This window comes from Micromonospora sp. NPDC052213 (assembly GCF_040679695.1).
GTDB lineage: Bacteria > Actinomycetota > Actinomycetes > Mycobacteriales > Micromonosporaceae > Micromonospora.
The window spans coordinates 20113-35408 of record NZ_JBFAVI010000064.1; the positions used below are offsets into that span (position 1 = coordinate 20113).

The window sequence follows — 15296 nt, forward strand, 5'->3', positions numbered from 1 at the left end:
GATGAGCAACCCGACCGCAACCGAGCTGCCCGAGGGCGACGGCATCGAGCCGATCGCCATCATCGGGCTGGCCGCCCGCCTGCCCGGCGCGGCCGACGTGAACGAGTTCTGGCGCAACCTGGTCGACGGGGTCGAGTCGGTCACCGAACTGACCCGGGAGGAGCAGCTCGCCCGCGGCGCCACCGTGGACGAGGTCGACGACCCGGGCTGGGTCAACCGCGCCCCGCTCGTGGACGGGTACGACGAGTTCGACGCCGGGCTGTTCGGGATGACCGCCCGCGAGGCGGAGATCACCGACCCGCAGCACCGGCTGTTCCTGGAGTCCTGCTACACCGCGCTCCAGGACGCCGGCTACGACCCGACCCGCTACGACGGCGCGGTCGGCGTGTACGCCGGCACCGGCGGCAACACCTACCTGCACCGCTACGTGCTGCGCAACAAGCGGGTCGGCGGCAACCCGCACGGCACCGTCTCGCTGGCCACCGGCAACTCCCCGAACTACGTGGCCACCAACGTGTCGTACCGGCTGGACCTGCGCGGGCCGAGCCTGACCGTGCACACCGCCTGCTCCACGTCGCTGGTCGCGTTCCACCTGGCCTGCGAGGCGCTGCGCAACGGCGAGTGCGACATGGCCCTCGCCGGCGGCGTCAACATCGAGCTGCCGCACGTCGGCTACCTCGGCATGGACGGCTTCACCTCGCCCGACGGCCGGTGCCGCCCGTTCGACGCGGCCGCGAACGGCACCGTCTGGGGCAGCGGCGCGGGCGTGACCCTGCTCAAGCGGCTCTCCGACGCGATCGCCGACGGCGACGCGATCCGCGCCGTGGTGCTCGGCAACGCGATCAACAACGACGGCGCCGGCAAGGTCGGCTTCACCGCGCCGAGCGTCGACGGGCAGATGGAGGCGGTAGCCCAGGCCGTCGCGATGGCCGACGTCGACCCGCGCACCATCAGCTACGTCGAGGCGCACGGCACCGGCACCGCGATGGGCGACCCGATCGAGATCGCCGCCCTCTCGGCCGTCTACACGAAGGACACCGACGAGCGGGGCTGGTGCGGCATCGGCTCGGTGAAGTCCAACATCGGCCACCTCAGCCAGCCCTCCGGCATCGTCAGCGTGATCAAGACGGTGCTCGCGATGGAGCACGGGCTGATCCCGCCGACCATCAACTACGAGACGCCGAACCCGGCGATCGAGTTCGCCGACACCCCGTTCTACGTGGCGAACACGCTGACCAAGTGGGACACCGACGGCACGCCCCGCCGGGCCGGGGTCAGCTCGTTCGGCATCGGCGGCACCAACGCGCACGTGGTCCTGGAGGAGGCGCCGGCGGCGTACCGGGAGCGGCGGGTCCGCCCGGCGCAGCTGCTGCACGTCTCGGCGAAGACCGCCGGCGCGCTGGACACGGCCGTGCAGCGGCTCGCCGCGCACCTGGAGTCCGCCACCGACCGCGGGCCGGAGCACCTCGCGGACGTCGCGCACACCCTGCGCGTCGGCCGCCAGCAGTACCCGCACCGCGTCGCCGTGGTCGCCACCGACCTGCCCGACGCGGTCGCCGCGCTCCGCACCAAGCGTCGCCGGCAGGCCGGTGTGGTCGAGGGCCCCGCGCCCCGACCGGCGTTCCTCTTCTCCGGCCAGGGCTCCCAGTACGCGGGGATGGGCGCGCAGCTCTACGCCGAGGAGCCGGGCTTCGCGGCGGTGGTGGACGAGTGCGCCGAGCTGCTCCGCCCCGAGTTGGGCCTGGACGTCCGCGACCTGATCCTCGGCCGCGACCCGGAGGCGGGCGAGAAGCTCACCGAGACCCGCTACACCCAGCCCGCCCTGTTCGTCGTCGAGTACGCCCTGGCCGTGCTCTGGCAGTCGGCCGGGGTGCGGCCGGCGGCGATGATCGGCCACTCCATCGGCGAGTACGTCGCCGCCACGGTCGCCGGGGTGCTGAGCCTGCCGGACGCGCTGCGGGTGGTCGCCGCCCGGGGCCGGCTGATGCAGTCCGTCGCGCCGGGATCGATGCTCGCCGTGCCGCTGGACGAGTCGGTGGTCGCCGAGCGGCTGCCCGAGGGGCTGGCCGTCGCCACCGTCAACGGCCCGGGCACCTGCGTGGTGGCGGGCCCGAGCGAGGCCGTCGCCGCGTTCGCCGAGACGATCGACGCCAAGACCAAGGCGCTGCGCACCTCGCACGCCTTCCACTCGCCGATGATGGAACCGATCCTCGCCGAGTTCACCGCCCTGATGGCCACGGTCACGCTGCGGCCGCCGGCGATCCCGTTCCTGTCCAACGTGACCGGCACCTGGATCACCGAGCAGCAGGCCACCGACCCCGCGTACTGGGCGGCGCACCTGCGCCAGCCGGTCCGCTTCGGCGCGTGCGTCGCGACCCTGCTCGCCGAGGGCACCTGGTCGCTGGTGGAGTGCGGCCCGGGCCGCCAGTTGGCGAACCTGGCCCGGATGCAGGTGGCCAAGGCGTCCGAGGCACAGCGCAAGCTCGTCCCGCTGGGCAGCCTGCCGGGTCCGGGTGAGCCCACCGGCGAACTGGCCACCCTGCTCGGCACGGCGGCGGCGCTGTGGTGCGCCGGCACGCCGGTGCGGCTGGGCTCCGACCCGGACGCGCGGCGGGTGCCGTTGCCGACGTACCCGTTCGAGCGGCGCCGCTACTGGGTCGACCCGGACCCGGTGCAGGCGGGCGCCGCCGCGCCGGCCGAGACCGGGCCCCGGCCGCTGCCCGAGTGGTTCGCGGTGCCGGTCTGGCGGCAGGCGGCTCCCGAGCCGCGGACCGCGCCGCTGGGCCGCTGCCTGGTCCTCGCCGACGGCCCGCGCGGCGACGCGCTGGTGGCGGCGCTGCGGGCGGCGGGGGAGCAGCCGGTGACCGTACGCCCCGGCGAGGGCTTCGCCGCCGACGGCGACGGCTGGCGGCTGCGCCCCGGCGTCCGGGACGACTACGACGCGCTGGTCGCGGCCCTCGCCGCGGACGGCGTGCCGACCCGGCTGGTGCACGCGTTCGCCCTCGACGGCGAGCCGACCGGCGCCGACATCGCCGCCACCTGGGCCGCCCAGGACCGGGGCTTCTTCAGCGCGCTGCACCTGGTGCAGGCCCTGGCGGGCGCCGGCCTGACCGCCGAGGAGGGGGCGTTCACCCTGGACCTGGTCACCGCCGGCATCGGCGACGTGACGGGCGCCGACCTGACCCGGCCGGAGCACGCCACCCTGGCCGGCCTGGCCCGGGTGCTCCCGGCCGAGGTGCCCGGCCTGACCGTCCGGCTGGTCGACGCCGGCCCGGCCGACGCGGGGGAGCGCGCCCTCGCGGCCGAGCTGCGTCGCCCGGTCGACGCGCAGCGGCCCGAGGTGGCGCTGCGCGGCGGACGCCGCTGGGTGACCGGCTACGAGCAGGTGACCGTCGACGCCGAGGGCGAGCCGGGGGCGCTGCGCGAGGGCGGCCGGTACGTGATCACCGGCGGCCTCGGCGGCATCGGCATCACCCTCGCCGAGGACTTCGCCACCCGGGCCCGGGCGAAGCTGGTGCTGCTGGCCCGCTCCGGGCTGCCCGCCCGCGAGGAGTGGGACGACCACCTGGCCGTGCACGGCGGTGACCGGGCCGGCCGGGCCATCGCCGCGATCCGCCGGATGGAGGCGGCCGGCGCCGAGGTGCTGGTGCTCGCCGCCGACGTCACCGACCCGGCCGACCTGGCCCGGGTCCGGGCCGAGGCCGAGCGGGCGTACGGCGGGATCGACGGCATCGTGCACGCGGCCGGCCTGCCCGGCGGCGGCATGGCCGAGATCAAGGAGCGGGCCGAGGCGGAGCGGGTGCTCGCGCCGAAGCTCGCCGGCACCCTCGCGCTGGCGCGGGTCTTCGGCGACCTGCCGCTGGACTTCGTGGTGCTCTGCTCCTCGATCACCGCCGTGATCGGCGGCTTCGGCCAGGTCGACTACTGCGCGGCGAACAACTTCCTCGACGCGTACGCCCGGGCCGGCGCCGGCTTCCGCGCGCCCGTGGTGTCGCAGAACTGGGGCGGCTGGGCCGAGGTGGGCATGGCCGTGGAGACCAACTCCCCGGCGGGCTTCCGGGCCGCCGGGCGGGACACGGTCACCAGCCCGGTGGACCACCCGGTGCTCACCACGAAGGTCACCGGCGCGGACGGGACGGTGCTGCACGGTCTCGTCTCCGCCACCAGCCACTGGCTGCTCGACGAGCACCGCATCGGCGGGGTGCCCGTGGTGCCCGGCACCGCCCACCTGGAGTCCGTCCGGGCGGCGGTGACGGCGGCGCTGCCGGCCCCGGCCGGGGACGCCGCCGTGGAGCTGCGCGACGTCGTGTTCCTGGAGCCGTTCTCGGTGCCCGACGGCACGGTCGCCCAGTACCGGGTGGAGCTCACGCCCACCGACGACGGCGTCGACTTCGCCGTGCGCAGCCTCGCCGCCGGACAGTCCCGCACCCACGTGCGCGGGGCGGCGGGCTGGACGGTCGAGCCGGCCCCGCCGGCGGTGCCGCCGGCCGTGGCGGGCCGCCGGGTCGACGACGACTCGTCGTTCGGCCGGGGCCGTACCAGCATGCTGACCTTCGGGCCGCGCTGGACGGCGCTGCGCGAGCACGTGCTGGGCGACGGCGAGGAGCTGGCCCGCGTCGAGGCCCCCGCCGAGGCGGTCGGGGACCTGCCGTCGTGGGGGCTGCACCCGGCGCTACTGGACGTGGCGACCGCGTTCGGCCGCGGCCAGGGCTCGGGCACCTACCTGCCGCTGTCGTACGGGCGGATCGTGGTGCGCGGGTCGCTGCCGGCGCAGTTCCACAGCCACCTGCGGCACCGCGACAGCGCCACCGACGAGGTGGTCGCCGCCGACCTGTCGCTGCGCGACGCCGACGGCCGGGAACTCGTCGCCATCAGCGACTTCGTGCTGCGGCGCGTCGACCAGGGCGCGGTGACCGGCGGGCTCGTCGCCGCGCCCGAGGCGGACACCGCGGCGACCCCCGCCGGCCCGACCGAGGACATCCGGCCGGTGGACGGGGCGGAGGCGTTCCGGCGCAGCCTCACCGCCGGGCTGGGCGCCCAGGTCGTGATCACCACCCGGACGGTGGAGGACATCCGCCACCGCGCCGGCCGGGTGACCACGGAGAGCCTGGAGGGCGAGCCGGAGGCGAGCACCTCCGCGCCGGCCGGCACCGGGGGCGGCTCGGCCGCGCCGAGCACGGAGCTGGAGATCACCATCGCCCGGGTCTGGCAGGACGGGCTCGGGGTGGCCGACGTCGGCGTCGACGACGACTTCTTCGCCCTCGGCGGCAACTCGCTGGTCGCGGTGCAGCTGATCGCCGCGATGCGCAAGGCCACCGGGGTGCGACTGCCGATGCGCAGCCTCTTCGAGACGCCCACCGTGGCCGGGCTCGCCGCCCGGATCGAGGAGCTGCGGGCCACCGCCGCCCCCACCGACGAGCCGGCCGCGCCGGCCACCATCCCCGCCATCCCGCGGTTGCCCCGCGCGTGACGACGAGCGACAACAGGAGTAGTGAGGAAGCAATGAGCGACACGATCGCCACGCTGCCGGTGGTCGTCGAGAACGACGGCCGGGAGCTGACCGAGCTGATCGCCGCGCGCCGCGCGGAACTGCGCGCGAGCCTCGTGGAGCACGGCGGGCTGCTGTTCCGCGGGTTCGACGTCGGCGGCGTCGAGGGCTTCGACCGGGTGGTGCGGGCGCTGTCCGGCGAGCCACTGGTCTACACCGAACGCTCGTCGCCCCGGCACGCCATCGCCGGCCGCGTCTACACCTCGACGGACTACCCGCCGGACGAGGAGATCTTCCTGCACAACGAGAACTCGTACCAGGCCCGCTGGCCGCTGACGCTGTTCTTCTACTGCATCACCCCGCCCGAGACGCAGGGCGCCACCCCGCTCGCGGACGTGCGCCGGGTGTACGAGGAGATCGACCCGGCGGTGCGCGAGGAGTTCGTCCGCCGCCGCTGGATGCTGGTGCGCAACTTCCACGGCGACTTCGGCACCCCGTGGCAGCACGTGTTCAACACCGACGACCGCGCCGAGGTCGAGGCGTACGCGGCGGCGAACCGGATCGAGCTGGAGTGGCTCGGCAAGGACGGGCTGCGTACCCGCGCGGTCCGCGACGTGGTGCACCACCGGCCCGGCTCGGACACCCCCCGCTGGTTCAACCACGCCACGTTCTTCCACCTGAGCACCCTCCCGAAGGACTACCAGGAGGGGCTGCTGGCCATGTTCGGCCCCGAGGGGCTGCCGTCGAACACCTACTACGGCGACGGTGGCGAGATTCCCGCCGACGTCATGGACCACCTGCGGGCCGCGTACCGGGCGGCCAGCGTCCGCTTCGACTACCAGCGCGACGACGTGCTGGTGGTCGACAACATGACCGCCGCGCACGGGCGGGAGCCGTTCACCGGCCCCCGCAAGATCGCCGTCGCGATGGCCGAACCGCACACCCCCGAGAGCGCTGGAGAGAAGTGATGGCCGAAACCCGATTCCTGGTCGTCCGCAACGACGAGGAGCAGTACTCGATCTGGTCGGCCGACCGCGACCTCCCGGCGGGCTGGCACGAGGCCGGCTTCGCCGGCAGCCGTGAGGAGTGCCTCGCGCACATCGACACCGTCTGGACGGACATGCGCCCGCGTTCCGTGCGGGAGGCCGGCGCATGAGTACCCCGAAGGAGTGGACCTTCCCGGCCTCCTACGCCCAGGAGCGGGTGTGGATGGCCAACCAGCTCGACACCGGCTCGCCGGTCTACAACGTCTCCAACCCGTGGCGGTTCCCCGCCGGGATCACCCCGGAGCAGGCCAACGAGGTGCTGGGCCGGGTCGTCGCCCGGCACGAGTCCCTCCGTACCCACCTGCGGATGGACGACGGCAGCCTCACCCAGGTGGTCCGCGCCGCCGAGCCGGTCGCGCTGCCGGTCGACGACCTGCGCGGCCTCGCCGGGCCGGAGCGCGACGAGAAGGTCGCGGCGCTGCTGAGCGGGCTGGCCCGCACGCCGATCCCGCTGGACGCGCCGCCGCTGTGGCGGGCCCGGCTGGTCCGGCTCGCCGACGACGAGGTCGCGCTGCTGTTCGTGGTGCACCACGCGGTCTTCGACAGCCACTCGGCGGTGCTGTTCACCAACGAGCTGGCCGCGTTCAGCCGGGCCGCGCTGACCGGCGCGCCCGCCGACGTGCCCGAGCTGCCCATCCAGTACGCCGACTTCGCGGTCTGGCAGCGCGACCAGCTCACCGGCGCGGAACTGGACCGGCAGCTCGGGTTCTGGCGGAACCACCTGGCCGGCGCGCCGCCGGTGACCGCCCTGCCGCTGGACCGGCCGCGCCCCGCACAGCTCGGTTTCGCCGGCGACGAGGTGCACTTCGACCTGCCCGACGGCCTGCTCGACCGGGTCGGGAAGCTCGCGGCCGGCGCCGCCGCCACCCCGTACATGGTGCTGCTCGCCGCGTTCACCGCGCTGCTGTCCCGGATCTCCGGTGACGACGACGTGGTGGTGGGCGTCTCCACCGCCGGCCGGGATACCGCCGAGGTGACCCCGCTGATCGGCATGTTCGTCAACCCGGTGGCGCTGCGCTGCGAGCTGACCGGCGACCCCACGTTCGCGGAGCTGCTCGGCCGGGTGCGCGGCGGGCTGGTCGACGCGATGGAGCACGGCTCGACCCCGTTCCAGAAGATCGTCGAGACCGTCGCCCCGCAGCGGGACCCGTCGGTGCAGCCGATCTTCCAGACCGCGCTGAACTTCATCCCGGACTCCGGCCTCGACCCGGTGCGGCTGGGCACCACCAAGGACGACCTCGCGTTCGACATCACCACCGGCGCCAGCCGGCTGGTCTACCGCACCGCGCTGTTCGACCGGGCCACCGCCGAGGCGGTGGTCGCCCGGTACGTCCGGCTGCTCACCGCGGCCGTCGCCGACCCCACCCGGCGGATCTCCGCTCTGCCGCTGCTCGACGACGCCGAGCGGGAGCTGGCGCTGTCCGGCTGGAACGACACCGCCCGCGAGGTGCCGCCGACCACCCTGGTCGCCGAGTTCGAGCGGCAGGCGGCGGCCACCCCGACCGCCACCGCCCTGGTCCGCGACGGCGTCTCGCTGACGTACGCCGAGCTGAACGCCGCCGCGAACCGCCTGGCGCGCACCCTGGTGGCGCGGGGCGCCGGACCGGAGGCCCGGGTCGCGCTGGCGCTGCCCCGCTCCGTGGAGCTGGTGGTGGCGATCCTCGCGGTGCTCAAGTCCGGCGCCGCGTACGTGCCGGTGGACACCGGCTACCCGGCCGGGCGGATCGCCTACCTGCTGGCGGACTCCGAGCCGGCGCTCGTGGTCGCCACGCCCGAGACCGCCGGGCTGGTGCCGGCCGGCGCGCTGGTGCTCGACGGCCCGGTCGACGGCGACGACGCCGACCTGACCGACGCCGACCGGGTCGCCCCGCTGCGGCCCGGGCACCCCGCGTACGTCCTCTACACCTCCGGCTCCACCGGCCGCCCGAAGGGCGTGGTGGTGGAGCACCGGGCGGTCACCGCCTACCTGGCCTGGGCCCGGGACACCTACCCGGGGCTGGCCGGCACGGCGCTGCTGCACTCGCCGGTGTCGTTCGACCTGACCGTCACCGGCCTGCTCGGCCCGCTCACCGCCGGTGGCACCGTCCGGCTCGCCGCCATCGACGAGGCCGGGGCCCGCGTCGGCGACCGGCCGGCGTTCCTCAAGGTCACGCCCAGCCACCTGCCGCTGCTCGACGCCGAGCTGTCGCCGACGGCCGACCTGGTCATCGGCGGCGAGGCGCTGACCGCGGAGCAGCTCGCCGACTGGCGGGCCGCCCACCCGGGCGTCGCCGTGATCAACGAGTACGGCCCGACCGAGGCGACCGTCGGCTGCGTGGCCGCCCGCGTCGCGCCGGGCGAGGAGCTGCCCGCCGGGGCGGTGTCGATCGGCCGCCCCACCTGGAACACCCGGGTGTACCTGCTCGACGCCGCGCTGAACCCGGTCCCGCCGGGCGTGGCCGGCGAGCTGTACGTCGCCGGTGACCAGCTGGCCCGGGGCTACCTGCGCCGGCCCGGCCTCACCGCCGAGCGTTTCCTGCCCTGCCCGTACGGGCCGCCGGGGCAGCGGATGTACCGCACCGGCGACCTGGCCCGCTGGCGGGCCGACGGCACGCTGGACTACCTCGGCCGCCGCGACAACCAGGTCAAGATCCGTGGCATGCGGATCGAGCTGGGCGAGATCGAGTCGGCCCTGCTGGCCCGGCCGGACGTCCGCGAGGCGGCCGTGGTGGTGCGCACCGACTCCGGCGAGCCGACCCTGGTCGGTTACGTCGTCGGCGCGGCCGACGAGGCGGCACTCGCGGCCGACCTGGCCCGGGAGCTGCCGGCGCACCTGGTGCCGGCGGCGTTCGTCCGCATCGACGCGCTGCCGCTGACGCCGAACGGCAAGCTGGACGCCGCGGCGCTGCCCGCCCCGGCCACCGCCCCGGCCGCCGACGCGTTCGTCGCCCCGCGCACCGACGCCGAGGCGCTCGTCGCCGAGGTGTACGCCGACATCCTCCAGGTGGACAAGGTCGGCGCGCTGGACGACTTCTTCGCCCTGGGCGGCAACTCGCTGCGCGGCATGCGGGCGATGGCCCGCATCCGGGCCGAGGTGGACGTGGACCTGCCGATGCGGGCGCTGTTCAGCACCCCGGTGGTGGCCGACCTGGCCGCCCAGATCGAGCAGCGGATCGCCGCCGAACTCGACGAGCTCTCCGAAACCGAGGTCGCCGCGCTGCTCGCGGCGGAGAAGGACACTCCCTGATGACCGACCTGAAGGATCCGGCCCGGGACGCGGCCCGGCAGGCGCTCATCGCGCAGCGCCTGCGTAAACGGCAGGCCGCCGCGCCCACCGCCCGGATCACCCCGCGTCCACCGGACGCAGAGGTGCCGCTGTCGTACGCCCAGGAGCGGGTCTGGTTCATGGACCAGCTCGCTCCGGGCGAGGCGGCGTACCACATCGCGGTGCCGCTGCGGGTGCGCGGGCCGCTCGACGTCGCGGCGCTGCGCCGGGCGCTGGCCGGCCTGGCCGGGCGGCACGAGTCGCTGCGCACCCGGTTCCCGGCCGACGCCGACGGCCGACCCACCGTGGTGGTCGCGGACTCCGTCGAGGTGCCGTTGACCATCGTGGACGCCCCCGACGAGGCCGCCGCGCAGGCGCTGGTGGACGCCGCCGCCGCCGAGCCGTTCGACCTGGCCGAGGGCCCGCTGCTGCGCGCCCTGCTGATCCGGCTGGCCGACGAGGAGCACGTGCTGTTCCTCGGCAAGCACCACATCATCGGCGACGGCTGGTCGGTCGACGTGCTGCTGCGCGACCTGATCACCCTCTACCGCGGCGGGGAGCTGCCCGCCCTGCCGATCCAGTACGGCGACTTCGCCCACTGGGAGGCCCAGGAGCTGGACGGGCCGCAGGCCCGCGGGCACCTCGACTACTGGAATCAGCGGCTGGCCGGCATCACCCCGCTGGAACTCCCGCTGGACCTGCCCCGCCCGGCCACCCAGACCTACGCCGGCGACTTCGTCGAGTTCCGGCTGGACCGGGCCGCCGCCGACGGGCTGAACGCGCTCACCCGCTCCTACGGCGGCACCCTGTTCATGACGCTGCTGGCGGCGTACCAGGTGCTGCTGGCCCGGCACGCCGGCCAGGACGACTTCGCCGTCGGGGCGTCCGTGGCCGGCCGCTCCGCGCCGGAGCTGGAGAACATCGTCGGCATGTTCATCAACATGCTGCCGCTGCGGGCCGAGCTGGCCGGCGACCCGACCTTCGCCGAGCTGCTGGAGCGCACCCGGCGCAGCGTGCTGGACGGGCTGGAGCACGGCGAGGTGCCGTTCGCCAAGGTGGTGCACGAGCTGGGCCTGCCCCGCGACGTGAGCCGCTCCCCGGTGTTCCAGGCGATGTTCGTGCTGCAGAACTACGAGATCGGCCGGTTCAACGAGGTCTCCGACGCCACCGACGTCACCTTCGACTGGACGCCGATGGAGCTGCGGGCCACCCGGTTCGACTTCGAGTTCCACGCGGTGGAGATCCTCGACGGGCTCTACGGCAAGCTGGTCTTCAACACCGACCTGTTCACCCGCGACACGGTGGAGCGGATGGCGCAGCGGTTCAGCACGCTGCTGCGCGCGGTGGTGGCCGCCCCCGACACCCCGATCTCCGCGCTGGACCTGCTCCCCGCCGACGAACGGGACCTGCTGGCGGGGTGGAACGACACCGCCGCCGACTTCCCGGCCGCCCAGACGCTGCACGGGCCGATCGAGGAGCGGGCCGCCCGCACCCCCGACGCGGTGGCCCTCACCTTCGAGGGCCGCAACGTCACGTACGCCGAGCTGAACGCCGCCGCCAACCGGGTCGCGCACCGGCTGCGCGCCGCCGGCGTGGGCCCGGAGACCCTGGTCGGGGTCTGCGCGGAGCGGTCCGTGGAGCTGGTCGCCGGGCTGCTCGGCGTGCTCAAGGCCGGCGGGGCCTACCTCCCGCTGGACCCGGAGTACCCGGCCGACCGGCTGTCCTTCATGGTCACCGACGCGGCCGCGCCGGTGGTGCTGGTCCAGGAGCACCTGCGCGACGTGCTGCCGGACACCGGCGCCACGGTTCTCGCGCTCGACGACGAGCGGGTGTGGGCCGACCAGCCGGCGGACGACCCGTCGCCGGTCGCCGGCCCCGGGCACCTGGCGTACGTCATCTACACGTCGGGTTCCACGGGCCGCCCGAAGGGGGTGCCGAACACCCACCGGGGCATCGTCAACCGGCTCGACTGGATGCAGAAGACCTACGGGCTCGGCGCCGACGACGCGGTGCTGCAGAAGACCCCGGCCAGCTTCGACGTGTCGGTGTGGGAGTTCTTCTGGCCGCTGCGCGAGGGCGCCCGGCTGGTCGTCGCCAAGCCCGGCGGGCACAAGGACGCCGGCTACCTGCGCGACCTGCTGGTCGCCGAGCGGGTGACCACCGCCCACTTCGTCCCGTCGATGCTGACCGTCTTCCTCGCCGAGGACGGCGTCGAGGCGGCGACGGCGCTGCGCCGGGTGATCTGCTCGGGCGAGGAGCTGCCGCTGGCCTCGGCGGTCGACTTCACCGCCCGGCTGCCGTGGTGCGGGCTGCACAACCTGTACGGCCCGACCGAGGCGGCCATCGACGTCAGCTCCTGGCACTGCGACCCGGCCCTGCTGGCCGGGCTGACCAGCGTGCCGATCGGCGGGCCGATCGCGAACCTGCGGCTGCACGTGCTCGACGAGCGTGGCGAGGAGTGCCCGGTCGGGGTGGCCGGCGAGCTGCACATCGGCGGGGTCGGGCTGGCCCGCGGCTACCACCGCCGGCCGGCGCTGACCGCCGAGCGGTTCGTGCCGGACCCGTTCTCCGCGGAGCCCGGGGCGCGGCTGTACCGCACGGGCGACCTCGCCCGCTGGCGCACCGCCCCGGGCGGCACGGGCGGCGTCATCGAGTTCCTCGGCCGCATCGACCACCAGGTCAAGCTGCGCGGCCTGCGGATCGAACTGGGCGAGATCGAGAGCGCGCTGCGCGAGCAGCCGGGCGTGGCCAAGGCGGCGGTGATCGTCCGCGAGGACAGCCCCGGCGACAAGCGGCTGACCGCGTACGTGGTCGGCGGGGCGGAGCACGCCGCGCTGAAGTCGGCGCTGAAGGAGACGCTGCCCGAGTACATGGTGCCGAGCGCGTTCGTCACCCTCGACGCGCTGCCGCTGTCGCCGAACGGCAAGCTCGACCGCCGGGCGCTGCCCGCGCCGGTGGTCACCCGCGAGGCGTCCGTGGCGCTGGTGGAGCCGCGCGACGACACCGAGCGGCTGCTGGCCGGGATCTGGTCGGAGGTGCTCGGCGTCGACACGCTCGGCATCGACGACGACTTCTTCGACCTCGGCGGGCACTCGATGCTCGCCACCCAGGTCGTGGCGAAGATCCGCAAGGCGGAACACGGCGGCCGGCCGGTCGGCGTGATGGACCTGTTCCAGCAGCGGACCATCCGCGAGCTGGCGGCCTTCATGTCCGGCAGCGCCGAGGCCGACGGGCCGCGCCGGCTGCTCTACGAGCTGACCAAGCCGATCCCGGCGGGCAAGCGCGTGCTGTCGTACGTCTGCGTCCCCTACGGCGGCGGCAGCGCGATCGTCTACCAGCCGCTCGCCGACGCGCTGCCGGCCGGACACGCGCTGTGGTCCCTCGCCATCCCCGGCCACGACGTCGGCCTCAGCGAGGACGGCCTGCCCTTCGACGAGCTGACCAGCCGGGTCGCCGAGGAGATCCTGGAACGCGTCGAGGGGCCGATCGCCCTGTACGGCCACTGCGGCGTCGGCAGCGCGATCGTCGCCGAGGTGGCCCGCAAGGTCGAGGCGGCCGGGCGAAACCTGGAGGCGCTCTACATCGGGGCGATGTTCCCGTTCGCCCGCCCGAAGGGCGCGTTCGCCACCCTGCGCAACCGGCTGGAGCAGCTGCGCAGCAACCGGCACTACGCGAGCTGGCTCAAGTCGATGGGCGTCGACACCGACGAACTGGACCCGGAGCAGGCGGACCGGATCATCAGCAACATGCGGGCCGACTCCCGGGCCTCGGAGGAGTACTTCACCGGCCTGCTGGACCGGCAGGCCGCCAAGCTGCGCGTGCCGATCATCTCGGTGGTCGGCTCGGAGGACCCGGTCACCGACTACCACACCGAGCGGTACGCCGAGTGGCAGTTCCTCAGCGACACCCTCGGCCTGGTGGTGCTCGACCAGGCCGGGCACTTCTTCCTGAAGTACCGCGCCGAGGAACTGGCCGAGATCGTCACCCGGGTCCACCCGGCGGTCGTGGCCGGGGACGTCTCGGCACTCACCCCGGCCGCCCGGGGCGAGGACGCCGGCTGGGTGGTCGCCGACCACCAGCGTGTGGGCGTCGAGGACCGGCCGGAGAAGGCGGTGGTCAAGCCGTCCATGGCCAGGTTCGTGGCGGTCACCGCAGGGCAGCTGGTCTCCACCACCGGGTCGGCGCTGACCGCGTTCGCCCTGCCGATCTGGCTGTTCACGCAGACCGGCTCGGTGGCCAACCTCGGGCTGCTCTGGGCGCTCGCCCTGATCTGCGGCGTGCTGATGCTGCCGATCGCCGGGGCGATCACCGACCGGGTCAGCCGCCGGAAGATCATGATGATCGCCAGCAGCAGCGCCGGCTCGATCCAGCTGGTGCTGGCCGCGCTGCTCTGGACCGACAACCTCCAGCTGTGGAACATCTACCTGCTGGTGGCGTTGAGCCAGGTCGCCGGGTCGTTCCAACGCATCGCGTTCCAGTCGGCGGTGCCGCAGCTCGTGCCGAAGCGCTACCTCGGCCACGCGATGGGCATCACCCAGCTCACCAACGGCTTCGCGATGCTGCTGATGCCGGTCTTCGCGGCCGGTCTGCTGGCCGCCATCGAGCTCAAGGGCATCCTGCTCATCGACGTGGCGAGCTACGTGGTGGCGGTGCTGACCCTGGCCGTGGTCCGCTTCCCCGACCTGCTCGGGTGGCGGCCCAAGGAGCGGCTGCTGGTGGCCATCGCCAACGGCATGCGCTACTCCTGGCAGCACCGGGGCTTCCGGCTGATGCTCGGCTACTTCGCGCTGGGCAACATCTTCCTGGCGCCCGCCCTGGTGCTCACCACGCCGCTGGTGCTCTCCTTCGGCACCCCGACGCAGGTGGCCCAGGTGGCCCTCGCCGAGGCGCTCGGCGCGGTCGCCGGCGGCGTGCTCATGTCGCTCTGGGGCGGCCCCCGGCACCGGCGCATGATCGGCGTGCTGATCGGCAACCTCGGCACGGCCGTCGGCTGCATGCTGATCGGCCTGGACGCCTCGGTGGCGATGATCTGCGTCGGCGCGTTCTGGCTGGCGATGGCGATGACCACGGCGCAGTCGATCTACGCCACCATCGTCCAGGTGAAGGTGCCGCAGCGCTTCCACGGCCGGGTGTTCAGCCTCAACCAGACCATCTCCTGGTCGACCCTGCCGATCGGGTTCGCGCTGATCGCCCCCGGCGCGACCGCCCTGTTCGAGCCGATGCTCGCCCCGGGCGGGTCGCTCGCCGGGTCGGTGGGCGCGGTGATCGGCACCGGTCCGGGCCGCGGCATCGGCTTCGCGTACGTCTGCTTCGGCGTGGCGCTGGTGCTGATCACCCTCGGCGGCTTCGCGATCCGGCTGCTGCGCCGGTTCGACATCGAGGTGGAGGACTCGCTGCCCGACGACCTGATCGGCGCGCAGGAGCGGGAGAAGCGGCTCGCCGCCCGTGCCGCCGAGCGCGCCGAGGAGAAGGTGCCGGTAGGGGCGTGAGTCGTTCCCCGGGGGCCCGGTTGACGGGC

At 74.5% G+C, this 15296-nt stretch carries 5 protein-coding genes; all 5 read left to right on the forward strand.

Translation table 11 applies throughout. The annotated features are described in order from the left end of the window. The first annotated feature begins 1 nt into the window (after nucleotide 1). Genes AB0L34_RS17465 through AB0L34_RS17485 form a run of 5 tightly spaced genes read left to right on the forward strand, consistent with a single transcriptional unit; the run spans nucleotide 2 to nucleotide 15267 of the window. Nucleotides 2-5470, forward strand: a complete 5469-nt coding sequence (locus AB0L34_RS17465) for an SDR family NAD(P)-dependent oxidoreductase (protein ID WP_363705454.1) — start codon at nucleotides 2-4, stop codon at nucleotides 5468-5470. A 32-nt stretch (nucleotides 5471-5502) separates the two neighbouring features. Continuing rightward, nucleotides 5503-6456: a TauD/TfdA family dioxygenase gene (locus tag AB0L34_RS17470; protein ID WP_357462136.1), complete on the forward strand. Its 954-nt coding sequence runs from the start codon at nucleotides 5503-5505 to the stop codon at nucleotides 6454-6456. Next, nucleotides 6456-6644 (forward strand): MbtH family NRPS accessory protein, encoded by a 189-nt coding sequence (locus AB0L34_RS17475; RefSeq protein ID WP_357462137.1) that lies wholly within the window; start codon nucleotides 6456-6458, stop codon nucleotides 6642-6644. The genes AB0L34_RS17470 and AB0L34_RS17475 overlap by 1 nt, the downstream gene beginning before the upstream one ends. After that, the gene (locus tag AB0L34_RS17480; RefSeq protein ID WP_363705455.1) at nucleotides 6641-9760 is read left to right on the forward strand and encodes an amino acid adenylation domain-containing protein; all 3120 of its coding nucleotides are present in this window, start codon (nucleotides 6641-6643) and stop codon (nucleotides 9758-9760) included. Before AB0L34_RS17475 ends, AB0L34_RS17480 begins: the two co-directional genes overlap by 4 nt. After that, complete coding sequence (locus tag AB0L34_RS17485) at nucleotides 9760-15267, forward strand: amino acid adenylation domain-containing protein (protein WP_363705456.1); 5508 nt, start codon at nucleotides 9760-9762, stop codon at nucleotides 15265-15267. The genes AB0L34_RS17480 and AB0L34_RS17485 overlap by 1 nt, the downstream gene beginning before the upstream one ends. The last annotated feature ends 29 nt before the right edge of the window (nucleotides 15268-15296 follow it).

Bases quoted from the DNA above. Each gene is read 5' to 3' on its own strand.
- AB0L34_RS17465 (WP_363705454.1), top strand. From the start codon at position 2: ATGAGCAACCCGACCGCAACCGAGCTGCCCGAGGGCGACGGCATCGAG.
- AB0L34_RS17470 (WP_357462136.1), top strand. From the start codon at position 5,503: ATGAGCGACACGATCGCCACGCTGCCGGTGGTCGTCGAGAACGACGGC.
- AB0L34_RS17475 (WP_357462137.1), top strand. From the start codon at position 6,456: ATGGCCGAAACCCGATTCCTGGTCGTCCGCAACGACGAGGAGCAGTAC.
- AB0L34_RS17480 (WP_363705455.1), top strand. From the start codon at position 6,641: ATGAGTACCCCGAAGGAGTGGACCTTCCCGGCCTCCTACGCCCAGGAG.
- AB0L34_RS17485 (WP_363705456.1), top strand. From the start codon at position 9,760: ATGACCGACCTGAAGGATCCGGCCCGGGACGCGGCCCGGCAGGCGCTC.